The organism is Hoeflea marina (genome assembly GCF_003182275.1).
GTDB lineage: Bacteria > Pseudomonadota > Alphaproteobacteria > Rhizobiales > Rhizobiaceae > Hoeflea > Hoeflea marina.
Genome location: NZ_QGTR01000003.1, coordinates 893,640 through 911,015 on the forward strand (window position 1 = coordinate 893,640; position 17,376 = coordinate 911,015).

Sequence of the window (17,376 nt, forward strand, 5' to 3'; positions counted from 1 at the left end):
GCCGGTTTCGGCCTCCCGAGACTGACGCGCTGGAGAGCGGGCGTCGCGGTGCGGCCTGCAAGATCGAACAGCATGATACCGTTCTTGTGACCGTCCACCCTCAACGGTGATAGAGTTTGAACCGGCATCCCAAATGTCACAAGCAGATCTGATGTTTTTTGAACGAGTTTGATCATATTGTTGACAGCCCACGGCGGAATTCCGATACTTGCCGTGCTGGAGGGGTTCCATTGACAAACACTCAGATCATCGCATCCGATCGGGATCGCTCGCGAATGCCACGGGTCGACCGCATCCCGCCGCAGCGCCACGCAGCCATCCTTGAACATCTGCGCGCCAATGGCGCCGCCTCGATCCAGGAGCTCACAGGGGCATTGGCCGCATCGCCGTCGACGGTAAGGCGCGATCTCGACTATCTGGCGGAGCGCGGCTATGTCGAGCGGACCCATGGCGGGGCGACGCTGAGTGCAAGCAGCACCGAGGTCGAAAGCTCCATCACCAGTCACATCGCACAGAAGGAAAAGGCCGCCATCGGTCGCCTTGCCGTCAGCTGGGTCAAGGCGAACATGACCATCATCTTCGACAGCGGAACGACGGTGCTCGAGGCGGCCAGGGCCATAGCCGACAGCAATCTGCCGATCACCGCCGTAACCAACGACCTCGGCATTGCGCAGATCCTGGGCAGCAACGGCAGGAATCAGGTGATCGTTCCGGGCGGTACGCTCCGTCCAGGTTCGCAGACATTGCTCGGCAATCCCGGAGCAGCCTTCCTGCGCGGCATCCATGTGGATCTGGCTTTTCTCGGTACCCATGCGATCACCGACAACCTGCTGACCGATTCTTCCCTCGATCTCGCCGAGGTGAAGCGGGCGATGATTGAGGCGGCGCGCCATGTGGTGGTGCTTGCCGACAGCAACAAGTTCGGCCCGACCTGCAGTTTCGACATCTGCACGCTCGCCGAAATCGACGAGGTGATTTCGGACAGCAGGCTCTCGGACATGGACAGGACCGCCACCGAAGCCCACGGGGTGAAGGTGTCGATCGCCCGGGTCGGCGAATGACGGCGGATGGCGATCAGGCGCAGATCCGGCTGCTGGCCGATGATCTGACCGGGGCACTGGATTCGGGAGCAAGGTTCTCAAGCCGCTTCGGGCCGCTGCCGGTGGGCTTCCGGCCGGGCGGACGCTTGCCCCGGGGCAGTTACGGCCTCGATTGCGGCACGCGGGATGCCACCGCGGACACAGCGCGGGCGTGCAACGTTGCGCTGGGCGACTTCTTCTCCGGCGCCGCCATCGCGCTGCGCAAGGTCGACACGCTGATGCGCGGACACACCTTCGAGGAGGTGGCACTCAACTATCGGCTCGGCGGATTCCGGTCGGCCGTCTTCGCGCCGGCATTCCCGGAGCAGGGCCGCATCACCCGGGACGGGCGGCAATGGATTCGTCAGGGCGACGAGCTGGCCGATGTCGCCGGGCCGATTGCCGACCGCGTTCGCGCGGCGGGCATCACGCCGGTCATTGCCGGCACGCCCGACCGGGTGACCGGCGAGGGGTTCTTCATCTGCGACGCCGCCACCACCGCGGAGCTTGCTGCCATCGCCGCTGCCGGACGGACGCTCGTGGGGCCGGTGCTGTGGTGCGGTGCTGCCGGGCTGGCCGGAGCCCTGGGCGGCGGCGCGCGACTTCAGGCGCTGCCGCAGCGTCCCTGCCTCGTCGTCGTCGGCTCCCATCACGAGCGCTCCCTGGCCCAGCTGGCCGCCTTGCGCGATACGTGTCCGCGGTCGACGCTGATCGCCACCCGTCGCGACGGCACCGGCGGCATAATCGCCGCCGATGGCCTCTCCGTCCTCGGGTTTGATCTTCAGGGCATTCCCCCGGCGGAGATGGCCGACGCCGTGCGGGAGGCCCTCGGTGCGCATCTCGGCACCCTGCCGGCTCCGCCGGCCTATCTGGTCGCCACCGGCGGAGAGACACTGCGCTCCATTGCCGAAATGACGGGCGCAACAACGCTTCGCGTCACCGGCGAAATCGAAGGCGGCATTCCGCTGTCGCGGCTCGAGGGCGGGAGATGGGATGGCGTGGCCGTGGTCTCGAAATCCGGCGCCTTCGGCGATCCGCAAACCCTGGTGCGGCTGGCCGCCGCATAGCCTCTTTCCCCATCACAGCTTCAGGAGAATGAACGTGAACATCAACCCCAGCCCCCGCCTTGCCGTCACAATGGGCGACCCGGCGGGCATCGGCCCGGAGATCATCGTCAAGGCGATCGCGAAGCTTGCGCCGCGGATCAGTGGCGGCGAATTGCGCCTGTCGATCGTCGGATCACGATCCTGCCTCCAACAGGCTGCAGAGGCCGTGAACATCGGGGCGGACTGGCTGGAACGTGAGGTTCCCGGCATCACCATGGTCGATCTCGGCGCCACGCACGACCGGATCGAGTTCGGCAAGACCTCCGCGGAGGCGGGCAAGCTCGCCTATCTGGCCATCGAGGAGGCGGTGAAACTCTGCCTGAACGACGGGGCCGACGCCATCGTCACCGCACCGATCAGCAAGGAATCGGTCAATCTCGCCGGCTATGCCTTTTCCGGCCACACCGAATTGCTGGCTCACCTGACCGGCGCCAGGGACTCGGTGATGCTGCTCGTGCACGGCGACATGCGGGTTTCCCACATATCGACCCATGTGGCCCTGTCCGAGGCCGTCCGGCGGCTGACGCCCGAGCGGCTGTCGCGGGTCGTCGAGCTGACCGATGCCGCGCTTCAGGATCTCGGCATCGAACGGCGGCGCATCGCCGTCGCTGCCCTCAATCCGCATGCGGGCGAAGGCGGAATGTTCGGCACCGAAGACCTCACCGTCACCACCCCGACCGTCGAATCGCTCCGCCGGCAGGGCTACAATGTCGAGGGACCCGTGCCCGGCGACACCGTGTTCGTCAAGCTCCGGGCCCGTCAGTATGACGCCGTCATCGCCGCCTACCACGACCAGGGCCATATCCCTGTCAAGCTGCTCGGCTTCTCGGTCGATCCGGAAACCGGGCTCTGGGAGGCCCTGAGCGGCGTGAATGTCACGCTCGGCCTGCCCATCGTTCGCACCTCGGTCGACCACGGAACCGCCTTCGACATCGCCGGAAAGGGCATCGCCGGCGAGGGCAGCCTGCTCGAGGCCATCGATCTCGGCATCGCGCTTGCCGCGGCGAGAGCCGGCAGACGCTGAAGAAGGCGGCGGAGGCAGGCCTGGCCGGCTTGCCGCGATCCCGCGCCGGCCGGGACCGGAAACACCCCGCGTCGGCGGCGCTGCCCCGGGAGGGACGCCAGCGCGGCCGGCCCCGAAACCGGACCAATGATGCCGCTCAGTTGGCGCGCAGTTCGGCCATGAAATCGGCGGCGATGCGCGAGGGCTTCTGCCCCGGCACCGTCACCAGCGCCGTGGAGATGCCGAGCCGCGGGACGACCAGGCGCTTTTCCAGCAGCGGAAAGGCGCCGCAGTCGGCGGCCAGCCGGTCGACCAGTGCCACGCCGGTTCCGGCCTGGACAAAGGCGCAGGCCACGAAGGTGGAGCTGACCTCCACCGCCATCGGCGACACCACGCCTGCGGCCGCGAAAGCGGTCTCGATCCGCTGTCCGATCGGCATGGAGCCGCTGAACGAGATCAGCGGCACCGATTGCAGGTCGAGCGGCGTCAGCTCGTCCAGTGCGCAGAGCGGATGATCTGGCGGCAGCACCGCGATGAGCTCGGTCTCGCCGAGCAGCTCGATCGTCAGCTCGCGATTGGGCAGCGGCAGGAAGCACAGGCCGAGGTCGGCGCGCCCGTCCAGCACCATGTCGGCGACCTCGTGATTGAGCAGCGAGGAGATGATGATCGTCACGGTCGGGTGCGCGCGCATGAACCGCTCCGAGGCGCGCGCGGCATGGGTCATGGCGAGCGACGGAATGGCGGCCAGGTGGAGCCGGCCGGCGCGCAGCCGGTGCAGGTCGGCCGCCACTTTCTGCACATAGTCGACGCCGTTGAAGATCCGATCGACCTCCCGGTAGAGCGCGCGCGCCTCGACGGTGGCGCGCAGCCGGCCGCTCTGACGGTGAAACAGCGGCGTGCCGAGCAGATCCTCGGCATGGCGCAGCAGCCGGCTCGCGGCCGGCTGGGTGATGCCGAGCGACTGGGCGGCGGCGGTGAGCGTGCCCTGGCGCATGACGGCGCGGAAGAGTTCCAATTGTCGGAGGCTGAGCTGGGTCATAGCCTGATGTTATGTATCCTATGGTTTTTAGCATTGGACATTATTGAGGGCCAGCGTCAATTGTTTTCCATTGCTGCGTTGGAGCGGCGACATTGTCAGGGAGGACACCACATGAATTTCCGTGCGACATGCGCGATCGCCGCACTTCTGGCCTTTGCAGGACACAGCACCCAGGCGGCCGAATTCCGGCTGGCCCACCAGTTCGCGCCCGACAGCCTGCCGGGCCAGAGCGCCCAGCACTTCGCCGACCTCGTGGCCGAGAAGACCGGCGGCGCAAGTTCGGTCACCGTGCTGCCCGGCGGAGCGCTGGGCGACGAACGCGCCAACCTGCAACAGGTGGGAAGCGAATCCATCGATTTCGCGCTGACCGGCGACCTGGTGATCAGCTTCATGGCGCAGCCCTACATGCTGGTCTCGATGCCGTTCATCTTCAAGAGCCCCGAGCACAGCATGGCCGTGTTCAACGGCGAGATCGGCGGCGAGATCAACGCGTATCTGGAAGAGACCCACGGCATCGAGTCGCTGGGCTGGCAGTATGTTGGAACCCGGATGCTCACGGCCAACAAGCCGGTGCGCAACCTGGCCGATCTGCAGGGCCTCAAGACCCGCCTGCCCGGCGCGCAGATGTGGATCACCACCTGGAAGAAGACCGGCGTCGATGCCGCCTCCATTGCCTTCACCGAACTCTATCTGGCGTTGCAGACCGGCACGGTGAGCGCCGAGGAGAACCCGCCGAACTTCGTGCGCACGCAGAAGTACTACGAGGTCCAGGACTACATCATGACCACCGATCACGTGCCGCAGATGCAGTCCTTCTTCGCCAACCACGCCCGGATGGCGGCGCTTGACGAGGCCACCCGCAAGGCGGTGACCGAAGCGGCGGCGGAGACCGTCGCGTGGACCTCGAAAACGGCGCTGGCCGGCCACAAGGCCGATCTCGACTGGCTGACCGGCGAAGGCGGCATGGAGCTCGTCGAGTTCGACCCCACCGGCATCCCCGAGCTGATCGCCGGCGTTCCCGAAGAGGTGCTGGGCCAGGACGGCATCGCGCTCTACAAGCGCATCACCGAAACCCCTTTCTGAGTTCCACGCCACCAGGCGGTCACCCGGCGTGACCGCCTGCCACCGGAGACCCCGACCATGTGGACTTCCTTCCGAAGGCACGCCGTCGCCGCGACGACGGGTGCGCTGTTCGTGTCGCTGTTCGGCGTCGTGCTCGCCCAGATCGTGCTGCGCAGCGCCGGCCACACGCTGATCTGGGCCGAGGAATATGCCTCGGTGGCCTTCATCTGGCTGGTCTTTTCGGGGGCGGCGCTCGCCTGCCAGCGTCGCGAGCATCTCGATGTCGACCTCGTCTACACGGCGGTCGCCGGCTCCAGCCGGCGCATACCCGCCTGGGACACCGGCATCGCCCTGTTCCAGATCTTCTTCCTCGCCGTCTTCGCCATCGGCCTGGTGCAGATGGCGGCGCAGACCTGGGGCAATTCCATGGGCGCTCTCAGGGGCTTTCGCTACGGCTGGATATATCTCGGCGCCCTCGTTGCCGATCTCACCTATATGGGCTTCCTCGTCGCGCAGATCCTGTCGGACAGGCGCAAGTCCGGCCAGGCGGCGCGGTCATGAGCACGCTGCTTCTGGCGCTCGGCCTCATCTTCGTGCTGATGGCGCTCAGGGTGCCGGTGGCCGTGTCCATCGGCCTGGCGGCCATGACGGCGACGGCAGCCGAGCTCGGCTGGCGCGTCTTCCCGGTCTCGGCGCAGGTCATGGTCGACGGCATCAGCAGCTTCGTGCTGATCGCCGCGCCTTTCTTCATGCTGGCGGGCGAAATCATGAACCGCGGCGGGCTGACGCAGCGGATCTTTCGCCTCGCCAACGCGCTGGTCGGGTCGCTGCCGGGCGGGCTCGGCCAGGTCAATGTCATGGCCAGCATGCTGTTTGCCGGCATGACCGGATCGGCGATCTCCGACGCGGTGGGGCTCGGCACGATGGAAATCCGCGCCATGAAGGAACGCGGCTACGACGCCCGGTTGTCGGCGTCGATCACGGCGGCCTCCTCGATCATCGGCCCGATGATCCCGCCGAGCGTGCCGATCGTCATCTACGGCGCGCTGGCAGGCGTCTCCATCGGCTCGCTGTTCCTGGCCGGCCTGGTTCCCGGGATACTGATGGGCGTGGCGCTGATGCTCGCCATCCTGGTCTATGACCGTCTCGGCCTGTGCCCGCGCGAACCCCGGGCCCCGGGCTCGGAACTGCGCGCGGCAGCCCTCGCAGCCGTGCCCTCGCTGGCGCTGCCGGTGCTGGTGGTGGGCGGCATCTACAGCGGCCTCTTCACGCCCACCGAGGCGGCCGTCGTCTCCTCCGCCTATGCCGCCGTGCTGGCGCTCATCTACGGCGAACTGCGCATCGCCGACTTCAAGCAGATCATCACCGGCGTGGCCTCGGCCACCGGCGCGCTGTTTCTCATCGTCGCCACCACGGCGCTGCTCGGGTGGATCGTCACCCGTTCGGGCGTGATGATCGAGGTGGCGCTCTGGCTCGGCGGCGCCGTCGACAGCCAGACGCAGCTGCTGCTCATCGTCGCCGGCCTGTGCCTCGTCGTCGGGCTGTTCATGGAGCCGATCGCGGCGCTGGTGCTGCTGGTGCCGATCCTGCTGCCCGCGGTGAAGATCCTGCAGATCGATCTCGTCCATTTCGGCATCGTGCTCATCCTCGCGCTGATGATCGGGCTGCTGACGCCGCCGGTGGGGCTGATCCTGTTCGTCGTCGCGCGGATCGCCGAGATCTCCATCACCCAGATGATCCGCGGCATCGCGCCGCTCCTGCTGGTGCTCGTCACCGTGCTGCTTCTGATCATCGTCTTCCCGACGATCGTCATGTTCCTGCCCCGCCTGGCCTACGGCCTGCCGCCCTTCGGCTGAGGAGTCTGTCTTGAAAATCGAATCCATCACCTCCCGTGCCTATCGCCTGCCGCTCCGCGAGGCCTGGATCTCGGCGAAATACCGCATCACCCATCACGAGCTTGTGCGCACAGACATCGTCACCGAAAGCGGGCTCACAGGCACCGGCTGGTGCACCACGATCGGCGTGGGCGGGCTCTCGATCGCCTCGCTGCTCACCGCCTATGTGAACCCGTTGCTGGTCGGCGAGGATTGCCGCAACACCGAGCGGCTGTGGGAGGCGATGTGGCAGGACCTGCACTTCGCCGGGCCCGGCGGCCTCACCACGCTGGCCATCGCCACCGTCGACATCGCGCTGTGGGACCTGAAGGCGAAGGCGGCCGGCATGCCGCTGTGGCGGCTGCTCGGCGGCGCCCGCGACCGCGTCGACGTCTATGCCAGCGCCGTCAACCTGCACCTCACCCACGCCGAGTTGATGGACCAGGTGGACCGGCATCTCGCCGAGGGCTACGGCGTCTTCAAGATCAAGATCGGCCGCAAGGACTTCGAGGAGGACCTCGAGCGGGTGCGCGGCGTGCGCGCCAGGATCGGCGCGGCGCGGACGCTGCTGCTCGATTCCAACCAGCGCTGGGCGGCGGGCGACGCGGTGCGCTTCTGCCGGGCGCTCGAGGACGTCCGTCCCGGCTGGATCGAGGAGCCGATCCTCTCCGACGACATCGCAGGGCACGCGCAGCTGCGCGGCCGCAGCGGCATCCCGGTCGCCGTCGGCGAGCAGCTGTGCAACCGGTTCGAGTTCTGGAACTATGTCCGCGCCGGCGCCGCCGACGTGCTGCAGCCCAATGTCGGCAAGGTCGGCGGCATCACCGAATGGATGAAGATCGCCCACATGGCCCAGCATGCCAATCTCGTCGTGGCGCCGCACAATGCGTTGGAACTCTCGGCGCATCTGGTGGCCGCGGTGCCGAACGGCTTCATGGTGGAAAACATCGAAGGCGGAAATCTCGCCGATTTCGGCATCGTCTCGCAGGCGCCGGGGATCGAGAACGCGCAGGTGGTGCTCGGCGAAGCACCCGGCCACGGTGTGGTCTTCGACGAGGCCGCGCTGGCGCGCTTCGCCATGGATCCGCTGGCCGTCGTCAACCGTCAGAGCAGCATGCACGCCGGCATCTGAGGCACGGGGACCCGGTCATGGCGGGCCGATCGGTCGCCGCCCTCAAAGACCGACTCCCCTGCCATATCCCGTCCTGGCCGCCCGGCTTCTCGGGAGGCATCCGGGCCGGATTCCCGGGTTGGCGCTGCGGCCATGAAGGGGCGAGAGACGGAACATCGCCGCTCGACCCCGGGCCTCGGTAGCCTTAGGAACCGGGGTAAATGGAACTCTCGGCCGGCCTGCCGCAATCCGCTCCCGGCCGATCCCGGAAACAGTCCGGCTTTGCAGCCACGCAGCGGGATTGGCGGCCGCCGCTGCGGCCGGAGCTCGGCTATGGCGGCTGAACTCACGCTTCAGAAACGTCGCTGATCCGAATTGGGCGGTATGGGTCCGGTCGAACCGGATAGGGCTTTAAAACAATCAGTCTTGCCGTGCCAGGGCGACATCACTGTTGTGACAGAGCGCGATCGGAAATGCTGCGCAATGGCTTGAGCAGGAAGCTCATCACCGTTTTCTGCCCCAGCTTGATGTCGGCCAGGACCGACATGCCGGGGTGGATCGGTCGATTCTGCGTCGAGCGTTCTATGCTATCGCGATCCAGTTCCAGCCTGACGCTGAAATAGGGCGCGCTTCGTTCATCGCGCTTGAGGCTCGAAGCCGAGATGCTGATCACCTTGGCCGGTATACTGCCAAACCGCGTATAGTCGAATGTCAGCACCTTGACGTTGGCATCCATGCCCGGCGAGATGAAACCGATCTGGTCGGCGGGGATCTCGACGTCGGCAAGAGCGGTCTGGCCCTCGGGAATGAGTTGCGCAATCTGCTCCCCGGGCGTGACGACCTGTCCCGGATTGTGGACGGCGAGGCCGAGAATGCGCCCCGTGTCCGGGGCAACAATGACGGTGCGGGCAACGCGATCGCGCAACTGGGCAACAAGTTCCCGGCTGTTGGCGGCCTCGATTTCGAGATCGGCGATGGCCGTTTCGGCGGTTTGCAGAAAGCCTGCCCACAGTTCCCGCACATGCGCCTCGGACTGGGCGAGTCCCGCCTCGCCGGCGGCGCGTTGTCCGTCCAAGGTCAATATCGCACCTTCCAGCTGGATCTTGTCGCGGGCAACCCTGTCCCGCTCGTTGCGACTGACTGCTCCGGCCTTGAGCGCCGCTTCATAGCTTGCGAGCTGACGTTCGAGAATGAGCAGTTCCTCGCGGGACTTTGTCTGGCGCCCGGACAGCGCGGAGAGGTCGGCCTTCCGGGTTTCCACCTCCGCCTGCGCCACGGCGATCTGGGCCTTTTGCAATGCATCGTCGGCGCGCGCGGCAGCCTGCTGGCTGCCGACAATTCCCCGCAATGGCAGGGCATCGCTGAATACCGAATTGCCGTCCGTCCGGTTGGCCGCACGCCGTTCGATTTCCAGCCGGATACCTTTCTCCCGTGCCGTCGCCTTGGCAAGTTCGGCCCGTGACGCCAGATCATCGAGCCGTATGATCGGCTGACCCCGCTCCACGCGGTCCCCTTCGCGCACCAGCACCTCAGCGACGATGCCGCCTTCCAGATGCTGGATGTTCTGCGCCTGTCCAATCGGTACGATCGCACCGCTGCCGGTTGCGATTTCGGCGACGGGAGCGACATTGGCCCACAGTATGAACCCTGCAAGACCAATGCTGACAAGACGGATCGCCGCCCGCGAAATGCTTGCGTCGTGCAATTCCTCGATCGTCACGCTCGAGGAGATCGTCGGATCATCCGAAGGATTTCTGGCCGGGCTTTTGCGCAACCAGCGCAATGCCATTGACGTTGGGGCACTCATGCTGCCACCTGCCCGGTGCCTGTTGGTGGATCAAACGACGTCACCTGGCCCCGGTCAAGACAGAGCACGCGATCTGCCAGCCGGATATGGCTTGGGCGGTGACTGACCATGACGATGGTCGTTGTGCCTCGCCGCCGCTGGAGGCAGGCCAGCAAGGCGTCCTCCAGATCATAATCCAATGTCTTGGTCGGTTCGTCGAGCAGAAGAATACTGGACTCGCGCAACAGCGCCTGGGCAATCGCGAGGGCCTGGCGAAAACCGCCGGGAAGGGTTTCCTGTCGAGCATGGTCGAGGAGTGTGTCCATCCCCCGCGGCAGGCTGTCTATCGCCGGCAGCAAACCGACCTCACCGCATATGCACCGCAACTTGTCGTCGGATGCCGCAGGTGCCGACAAACGCAGGTTCTGCGCGATCGTGCCATGAAAGATCATCGGATTTTGCGGCACATAGCCGATGGCGGCGCGCAGATTTTCGGACGGGATCTGCCGCACATTGACACCGTCGATCTGCACGCTGCCGACCTGCGGCTGATAGAGGTCGAGAATCAGGCGCAGAAGACTCGACTTTCCGGAGCCGGAATGGCCCTTGACCGCGACGAACATCCCAGGTCGGATGGTGAAGGAAAGGCCCTGCAAGGTGCCCTGCGGCGCGCCCTGGTAGCGGAAGCTCGCGCGATCGAAGCTGATCTGACCGCTGAAGCTGCGCTTGACCAGCCCCTTATCGACCTGTGTGCTGGACGGCAACCGCATCATGCCATCGATTTGCGCCATCATCTGAGCCATTTCGGCATAGCGGGACAGCATGAGAAACAACTGCTGAATCGGAGCGAGAACGCGCCAGATGATAATCATTGCGCCGATCAGCATACCGACGGTCATCTCGGCAGCCATGACTTCATAGGCGCCGATGACGACGGTTGCCGTGCCCGCAACGGGCACACCGGCCCCTGAGAGCGTGGTAAGCAGTCGTTGTGTCATGCCCGCTCGCCGCTTCGCCTTGGCGCTTTCGGCAGCTTTCGCCGACAATTGCTTCAACCAGGATTCCTCGCAGCCGAGACTGCGGATCAGCCGCAGATTGGACACGGTTTCCAGCGCGGTTTGATAATGAGCGCGGCGTTTCTGCGCCGCAATCTGGTTCTGTCGGCGCAGCGGCCCGACCAAGAAAGCACCGACGATGCCGTAGCAGATCATCAGGACCAGAGGTACAAAGCCGAGCGGCCCGGCTATGATAAACAGGCCGATGGTGAAGAGGATGACGAAAGGCACCTCGAGGCCAACGGCCACGAACGGGCCAGCGAAAAGGTCACGCACGGTTTCGAATTGCCGCAGCCGGCCGATCTGGTCGCCGACCGGCGTATTGGTGATCATCTGGATGGGCAGCGAAATCAGCTTGCTGAAAATTGCGGTGCTGAGCAAATATTCGAGCCGCCCGGTGACGCGGCCGATCAACCTTGCCTTCAGCATCCTGAATGACAGCTCAAAGCCACTTGCCAGAGCGACGCCGAACATGATTGCCGCCAAGGTATCATAGGCGGCGGCGGGGATAACCTTGTCATAGATGCTCATCACCGAGTAGGAAACGATCAGCACCATCGTGTTGATGACAGCGGTGAGGCCCAGCAAGACAAGGATTTCCGGCGTGAATCTTCGCAGGGTCGTTGCAAGCCAGGGCTGGCGGCTCGCCGAGACCTTGTCATCCACCGCCTGCGCGGAAAACGATACGATCTGACAGCGCGAATTCCTCTTGAAGGCCCGTTCCGCGCCGGTCTTCGGGTCGATTGCGACAATGAGGCCCGTCGAAGCCAGTCGCAGCACTGAAAGGCTCTCGCCCACCTGCACAAGAGCCGGCAGAATCTGGACGGAGACCTCGTCAAGGGAGAGCAGGCGCGTCTGGCTGACAAAGCCCAGTTGTGCCAGGCAGCCTCGGATTTCGATCAGTTCGAATTGGACCGGGAAATGCGGCATGCAGCGCGCGAACCGGTCTATCGAGTACGGCCAGTTCAGTTCCTCCAGGATGGCCAGCATCGCCGAGGGAGCGTCACCCGTCAGCGCCACGCCGCCAAACTTGCCGGCCTCCATGTCTGCTCTCAAGCGGTCAAGAAACGCACGCCTATTGTCTGGCGCCTCCTGCCCCGGCTCGAACGCGGAAAAGAGACGGGCTTGCAAGGCCTGTGCGGTGTGGGCAGGCGCGTCGGCTGCGTGCTGCGGGGAATGGGTTGCGGGGGTCATAGGCTGGTGGCCATGGAGGTCTGTGGCTGCCGTGCCCTTGCAACCTGCGAGAGCTGTCCATCAGCAAGGAGAAAGTGCCGGTCCGCCAGCGCGACATAGGACGGCCTTTGCGTGACGAGGATCACCGCTGCCTGTCCCTTCAGAGCGGCGATGTATTCCTTGAGGCAGGCATCCCCCTCCATGTCGAGATTGGCATTGGCTTCGTCAAACAAGACCAGATCAGGCCGGCCCACCAACGCGCCCACCAGCGGAACACGCTCGGCGACCGAGGTGGGGAGGCCGGCATTGAGCCCGTGTCCGACAACCGCGCTGAAGCCTTCCTGGTGGCTGGCGAAATAGCCGCCAAGCCCGAGTGCGGTTGCAACGCGGAGAGCATCGTCCAGATGACGCTCCGGCTGGAAGCGCGACATGTTGTCGAGAACAGTGCCCTCCAGCAGCATTGGACGCGGCGGCAGATAGGCAATACGTCCACGCAGGTCGGCCTGATCATAGACGTCCATGGGCGCACCGTTGATCCTGACACCCCCGGACTGCGGCCGGCAATAGCCCATGATCATCCACAACAGCATCGAGCGGCCGGAGCCATTGGCTCCGTCAATGGAGATGATTTCGCCGCGATTGAGCTTGAGATCGAGATTCGAGAACAGAGCGGTGTCTGTATCCTGCCGCATCAGGTTGATCCCGGAGAGCTCGATGCTGTCGATCCGTTCGCATCGTGTGCCTCCTTTGGCCGGCAGGGGAAATGCCATCAGTTTGGCCAGCTCGCTTTCTGCGCGGCGGGTGTCCTCCTCCCCCACGCGCAAGGCCTCCAGCTTCAGCACCGGCTGGACAATGCGTGAGCCCAGGAGCATCACGGCCGCCAATCCGCCGATGGTGATGGCCTGGTTGATCACCATGACGGCGCCGACGCTGGCAATCAGCACCGGCGTAATCTGGCCGATGGATCCGGTGACCGTCTGCGAGAAATTGCTGCGCCGAGTTGATTGCGCCCCCACCTGTGATGTGGACGAAGAGAGGCGCTCGTACCGTCGCTCCATGAAGGCTTCGAGATTGAGGCTCTTGATCGATTCAATCCCGTCAAGCACTTCGATCAGAAAAGAAAACCGGCGCCGATCAATGCCGCGACGCTGCTGCGACAGCGTTGCCGCCTGCGACTGCAAGGCACGCACAGCGAATACAGAAACCAGGGTCAGGAGCACGATGACAGCCGCCAGGATCGGCGATATGACCATGACCACCAGGAGGAATAGGGCTGCAAACGGCAAGTCGAGCGCCGCCACCGCTGTATCTCCATGACGGAATTCGCGTATCCGGTCGATGCTTGATATCTGATCCATGTAGACACCTGGCGAATGTTTCTCGACTGTACTCAGTTCGGTCTTCAACAGCCGCTCAAACAGTCTTGCCTGGGTGTTGCGCTCGAAAGCGTCACCGGCCAGCGCCATCAGATGGGCACGTGCGGCCCTGAGTACCATTTCGAGCACGATCGCAACCATCACCCCAACGGTGAGGACGGTCAGTGTTTCGTATCCCTTGTGCGGGATCACCCGATCGTAGATCTGCAACATCATGAGCGGCAAGGCAAAGCCGAGCACATTCGCGGAGACAGAGGCGGCAAGGATATGGGGATCTGTCGTGAACCGGAATGTGTCGCCACTCATGATATGTTCTCACAGCAATCCGACTCCCGTCAGAATGGCCATCTTTCCCGAGCACCGTAAGATTTTAGGGTAAATTTTAGCTTAATTGCGATTGCGATCACTTACATCAAGCACTTGCACCGCCGGCTTGCCGGCCTGCCGTAAGGTGCATCAAGATCCGCGGAGCGGCCTGGAGCCGTGAAATTGCCGCAGTCCAAGGATAGCCGGCGATTTCGCGTCGGCAGGACCTTTCCCGTCCCGCCTTCTTGTTGCCCCTCACATTCCTGGAAGGCCTACCAGTCGAGTTTCTCGATCCCCGTGAAGGTCATGACGGCACCGTCGGTAAAGGTGATGGTGCCATGAGCGTCGGCGCTGAAATGTAGACTCTCGCCAGCTTGCGAATCGATGGTCGAGGCCGAGTCGAGTTCCAACGTCCATCCCTGTCCGGTCACCGTCTGACCGTTGATGGCGATGGCGCCGTTCATGCCCTGGAGCTCGATCGTATCGGTCCAGCCGAGCCCGCCATGCACGGTATCGCTGCCGTCACCGGCGTTGTAGAGGAACGTGTCGTTGCCGGCCTCGCCCTCAAGCAGGTCGTTGCCGGTTCCGCCCACCAGAATGTCGTCGCCGCCACCGGCCCAGATGTCGTCCACGCCCGCTCCGCCATCGATGTGGTCATTGCCGTCATCGTCGTCCGCGTGGCCGAACTGGGTATCGAATCGGTCATTGCCGTCCCCCATGTAGACGATGTCGTTGCCGGCGCCGGCACTGACGTTGTCGTTGCCGGTGCCGGAGAAGATCATGTCCTCCCCGGCGCCGGCCGTGATCGTGTCGCTGCCTCCGGCGCTGACATAGAATCCGGTGCCGCTGCCGGTGAGGGCCGAATTGGCCCCGTCGCCTGAGTATATGTTGACCACTTCCTGGTAGGTGTTGCCGGAATTGTCCGTGGCCATCACGGTCACCGTGGAGGTGCTGTTGACAGGGCCTTGGTCGAAGCCGATGGCGATCGCGCCGGTGCCGGCATTGATCGTGAAGGCGCCGTAGGGGTTGTTGACCAGGGAATAGGTGAAGCGGTCGCCCGGGTCGGGATCCGTCACCGAGGCGACGCTGAACAGGACCGTGCCGGCGGTGATGGTCGAGCTGGCATTTCCAAGCCCGGCATTGGGGGTGAAACGCATGTCGGTGGGCGCGCCGCCTAATATGGTGGCAGTGGTGTAGGTGCCGTCGGCGAACTCGAAGTTTTCGACCGTCCGGACCGTGTCCGTGCCCTCGGGCGAAGTGCTGCGCAGGTCGACCACCGTATAGACGCCGGCAGCGAGCCGGACGGAATAGTCGCTGCGGTTGCCGGAATAGACCACGGTATCTGTGCCGGCGCCGCCCTGTATGTCGTCATTGCCGGCGCCGCCCGTGAGCCGGTCGTTGCCGTTCTCGCCCATCAGCACGTCGTTGCCGGCGCCGCCGGAAATCGTGTCGTTGCCGTCAAAGCCGTAGAGCGTGTCGGCCGAGCCGCTGCCGATGAGGGTATCGTTGCCGATGCCGCCCCACACCGTCTCGATGCCGGTCACCGTCGTGCCGTCGAGGCCTGAGCCTGAGACCTGACCTGTGGCGAGATTGACGGTAACTCCGCCATCCACCCAGATGTCGAGAATGTCGGTGCCGCTGCCGCCATTGATCGTGTCGATGCCCGACTGCAGCCGGATCTTGTCGTTGCCGGCGCCGGCGTTGATCGCATCGTTGCCGACCCCGCCGCGGATGTCGTCATTGCCGGTGCCGCCGGTGAGGGTGTTCTCTTCCGATGTGCCGGTGATGGTCTCGCCGCCATTGCCGGCGGTGTAGCTGCCCTCGTAGTCCGTCACGTTGATGGTGATCACCCTGGAATAGGTGGCACCATGGGCATCGGTAGTCTGCACGGTGACGCTGTGGCTCGGGGCGGTCTCGTAGTCGAGCGTCTGCCCGGTCTTGACCTGCAACTGGTTGCCGACGATGGCGAAGTGGCCCGACGGGTCGCTGGTGATGGTGTAGGTGTGGGTGTCGCCGACGTCCTCATCGGTGGTCGAGAGAGTTGCGACCGTAACCCCCGACGCATTGTAGGCACTGCCGATGCTGCCGCCCGAGATCACGGTCTCCTTCACGGTGCCGCCAGTGTAGGTGATGTTGGTCGGTGCATGGTTGGGAAGCGCGGCATAGGGCGTCAGCGTCTGGTCGGCGAACTGCAGGCTTTCGATGCCGTGCAGCGTGTCGGTTCCATCGGGCGAGCCCGGGCGGTTGTCCGTCACCTGGTAGATGCCGTTGCCGAGATCGGACACCGAATAGTCGGCGAGATTGCCAGAATAGACCACAGTATCGGTGCCCGCGTCGGTGTCGATGTAGACCGGGGTGCCGGTCTTGGGCTGATAGGCAGAGGCAATCTCGGTGGCCGCGCCGCTGGCGTCGATGTGGCCATAGAAGGAGAAGGCCGAGCGGTATTCGAGGTTTACGATGGTCGTGGCGTCGACACCGACGCGCTCGAGCGCGGCGACGACTGTGGGGTTGGTCGAGACGTTGCCCCTCGGCTCATCAAAGGTGGCGATCGCCACATAGGAGCCGTCGGCAATGCCATTGAGGAAATTGACCATCGCCGCCGCGTTGGCCGGATCGACATAGGTGTCAAACTGCCCCTCCGCAGTCACATTGCCGGCGGCGTCCATGACGATCACCTTGTAGCCTCGAGTGATCGAATGACTGACGCCATCCGGGGTGACGATGTAGCTGGAGGGGCTCGCCATATCGAGGCCTGCAGACTTCATGCTGACATCGGGAGCTTCGCCCGCGCCATGAATTGCATCGTCGCCGGCGCCGCCCCGCAACGTATCGTTGCCTGCATTCCCGAGCAGGATGTCGTCGCCGGCGCCGCCGCCGAGCACGTCATTGCCGGCGCCACCGGCGAGAACGTCCTCCTCCGACGTGCCCGTGGCGGTCTCGCCGCCGTTGCCGGCAGTGAAGCTGCCGTTGTAGTCCTCGACGGTCAGGCGGATGGTTTCGCTGTGGGAGAAGCCGCCGGCATCGGTGACCTCCACCGTCACGTCGAAGCCGGTTTGGCTCTCGAAATCGATGCTCTGGCCGGACTCGACCCTGATCTCGTTGTCGACGATTTCGAAGTGACCTGACGGGTCGCTGGTGATGACATAGACAAAACCGTCATCCGGACCGTCGGCATCGGTTGTCGACAGCACGGCGACCGTGCTGCCGGAAGGATCGTAGGCGCCGTCGATGCTGCCGCCCGAAACAACCGTCTCCCGCAGAGTGCCGCCGGTGAATGTGATGTCAGTGGGCGCCATGTCGCTGATGTTCTGGACGGCCAGCGTGAAGGTCTGCGTCGATGTCGAGCCGTCCTGAGACGTTGCCGTGACGACGATGTCGATCGAGGCTTCCGTCTCGTAATCGAAGG

The 17,376-nt window shown here is 64.7% G+C and carries 13 protein-coding genes and 2 pseudogenes; 8 read left to right on the forward strand and 7 right to left on the reverse strand.

Features of this window, described 5'->3' with window-relative positions; all coding sequences use genetic code 11:
* The first annotated feature begins 275 nt into the window (after positions 1 to 275).
* The 3 genes from DFR52_RS15340 to pdxA are packed head-to-tail and all read left to right on the forward strand — an operon-like array spanning position 276 to position 3,209.
* Complete coding sequence (locus DFR52_RS15340; RefSeq protein ID WP_110032807.1) at positions 276 to 1,061, forward strand: DeoR/GlpR family DNA-binding transcription regulator; 786 nt, start codon at positions 276 to 278, stop codon at positions 1,059 to 1,061.
* Complete coding sequence (locus DFR52_RS15345; protein ID WP_110032808.1) at positions 1,058 to 2,146, forward strand: nucleotide-binding domain containing protein; 1,089 nt, start codon at positions 1,058 to 1,060, stop codon at positions 2,144 to 2,146. Before DFR52_RS15340 ends, DFR52_RS15345 begins: the two co-directional genes overlap by 4 nt.
* 34 nt (positions 2,147 to 2,180) lie before the next feature.
* Positions 2,181 to 3,209, forward strand: coding sequence for a 4-hydroxythreonine-4-phosphate dehydrogenase PdxA (gene pdxA / locus DFR52_RS15350; RefSeq protein WP_280954196.1), 1,029 nt, complete (start codon positions 2,181 to 2,183; stop codon positions 3,207 to 3,209).
* Positions 3,210 to 3,345: 136 nt separating this feature from the next.
* Here pdxA and DFR52_RS15355 read toward each other — a convergent pair whose 3' ends face one another.
* The gene (locus DFR52_RS15355) at positions 3,346 to 4,227 is read right to left on the reverse strand and encodes a LysR family transcriptional regulator (protein ID WP_110032809.1); all 882 of its coding nucleotides are present in this window, start codon (positions 4,225 to 4,227) and stop codon (positions 3,346 to 3,348) included.
* Positions 4,228 to 4,338: 111 nt separating this feature from the next.
* On the opposite strand from DFR52_RS15355, the gene DFR52_RS15360 reads away from it, so the two are divergent.
* Genes DFR52_RS15360 through DFR52_RS15375 form a run of 4 tightly spaced genes read left to right on the forward strand, consistent with a single transcriptional unit; the run spans position 4,339 to position 8,295 of the window.
* Positions 4,339 to 5,310 (forward strand): TRAP transporter substrate-binding protein, encoded by a 972-nt coding sequence (locus tag DFR52_RS15360; protein ID WP_158284972.1) that lies wholly within the window; start codon positions 4,339 to 4,341, stop codon positions 5,308 to 5,310.
* 57 nt (positions 5,311 to 5,367) lie between these two features.
* Positions 5,368 to 5,850 carry a TRAP transporter small permease gene (locus tag DFR52_RS15365; protein ID WP_110032811.1) on the forward strand — a complete coding sequence of 161 codons (483 nt, stop codon included), beginning with the start codon at positions 5,368 to 5,370 and terminating at the stop codon, positions 5,848 to 5,850.
* Positions 5,847 to 7,145, forward strand: a complete 1,299-nt coding sequence (locus tag DFR52_RS15370) for a TRAP transporter large permease (protein ID WP_110032812.1) — start codon at positions 5,847 to 5,849, stop codon at positions 7,143 to 7,145. The genes DFR52_RS15365 and DFR52_RS15370 overlap by 4 nt, the downstream gene beginning before the upstream one ends.
* 10 nt (positions 7,146 to 7,155) lie before the next feature.
* A complete protein-coding gene (locus DFR52_RS15375) occupies positions 7,156 to 8,295 on the forward strand; it encodes a mandelate racemase/muconate lactonizing enzyme family protein (RefSeq protein ID WP_110032813.1) in 1,140 nt (379 codons plus the stop codon).
* A gap of 424 nt (positions 8,296 to 8,719) precedes the next feature.
* Here the strand turns inward: DFR52_RS15375 and DFR52_RS15380 are convergent, their stop codons facing one another.
* From DFR52_RS15380 to DFR52_RS25115, 5 genes and pseudogenes are all read right to left on the reverse strand, one after another.
* The gene (locus tag DFR52_RS15380; RefSeq protein ID WP_110032814.1) at positions 8,720 to 10,081 is read right to left on the reverse strand and encodes an HlyD family type I secretion periplasmic adaptor subunit; all 1,362 of its coding nucleotides are present in this window, start codon (positions 10,079 to 10,081) and stop codon (positions 8,720 to 8,722) included.
* On the reverse strand, positions 10,078 to 12,159 hold the full coding sequence (locus DFR52_RS15385) for a peptidase domain-containing ABC transporter (RefSeq protein WP_158284973.1): 2,082 nt from the start codon (positions 12,157 to 12,159) through the stop codon (positions 10,078 to 10,080). Before DFR52_RS15385 ends, DFR52_RS15380 begins: the two co-directional genes overlap by 4 nt.
* A gap of 146 nt (positions 12,160 to 12,305) precedes the next feature.
* Complete coding sequence (locus tag DFR52_RS15390; protein ID WP_110032816.1) at positions 12,306 to 13,970, reverse strand: ABC transporter transmembrane domain-containing protein; 1,665 nt, start codon at positions 13,968 to 13,970, stop codon at positions 12,306 to 12,308.
* A 272-nt stretch (positions 13,971 to 14,242) separates the two neighbouring features.
* Complete coding sequence (locus tag DFR52_RS25110; RefSeq protein ID WP_425351203.1) at positions 14,243 to 14,542, reverse strand: hypothetical protein; 300 nt, start codon at positions 14,540 to 14,542, stop codon at positions 14,243 to 14,245.
* Positions 14,537 to 14,746 (reverse strand): annotated as a pseudogene (locus tag DFR52_RS25115) (calcium-binding protein); the annotation flags it as partial. The pseudogene DFR52_RS25115 and the gene DFR52_RS25110, both read right to left, overlap by 6 nt.
* On the opposite strand from DFR52_RS25115, the gene DFR52_RS25120 reads away from it, so the two are divergent.
* Positions 14,648 to 14,851, forward strand: a complete 204-nt coding sequence (locus DFR52_RS25120; RefSeq protein WP_425351204.1) for a hypothetical protein — start codon at positions 14,648 to 14,650, stop codon at positions 14,849 to 14,851. The pseudogene DFR52_RS25115 and the gene DFR52_RS25120 sit on opposite strands and share 99 nt — an antisense overlap.
* On the opposite strand, the pseudogene DFR52_RS15395 reads toward DFR52_RS25120, so the two are convergent.
* A pseudogene (locus DFR52_RS15395) lies at positions 14,756 to 17,266 on the reverse strand (cadherin domain-containing protein); the annotation flags it as partial. The gene DFR52_RS25120 and the pseudogene DFR52_RS15395 sit on opposite strands and share 96 nt — an antisense overlap.
* Positions 17,267 to 17,376: the final 110 nt, after the last annotated feature.

Coding starts and splice junctions, on each gene's coding strand:
- DFR52_RS15385 (WP_158284973.1), bottom strand. CDS start 12,159: ATGGAGGCCGGCAAGTTTGGCGGCGTGGCGCTGACGGGTGACGCTCCC.
- DFR52_RS15370 (WP_110032812.1), top strand. CDS start 5,847: ATGAGCACGCTGCTTCTGGCGCTCGGCCTCATCTTCGTGCTGATGGCG.
- DFR52_RS15345 (WP_110032808.1), top strand. CDS start 1,058: ATGACGGCGGATGGCGATCAGGCGCAGATCCGGCTGCTGGCCGATGAT.
- DFR52_RS15355 (WP_110032809.1), bottom strand. CDS start 4,227: ATGACCCAGCTCAGCCTCCGACAATTGGAACTCTTCCGCGCCGTCATG.
- DFR52_RS15340 (WP_110032807.1), top strand. CDS start 276: ATGCCACGGGTCGACCGCATCCCGCCGCAGCGCCACGCAGCCATCCTT.
- DFR52_RS15390 (WP_110032816.1), bottom strand. CDS start 13,970: ATGAGTGGCGACACATTCCGGTTCACGACAGATCCCCATATCCTTGCC.
- DFR52_RS15380 (WP_110032814.1), bottom strand. CDS start 10,081: ATGAGTGCCCCAACGTCAATGGCATTGCGCTGGTTGCGCAAAAGCCCG.
- DFR52_RS15360 (WP_158284972.1), top strand. CDS start 4,339: ATGAATTTCCGTGCGACATGCGCGATCGCCGCACTTCTGGCCTTTGCA.
- DFR52_RS15365 (WP_110032811.1), top strand. CDS start 5,368: ATGTGGACTTCCTTCCGAAGGCACGCCGTCGCCGCGACGACGGGTGCG.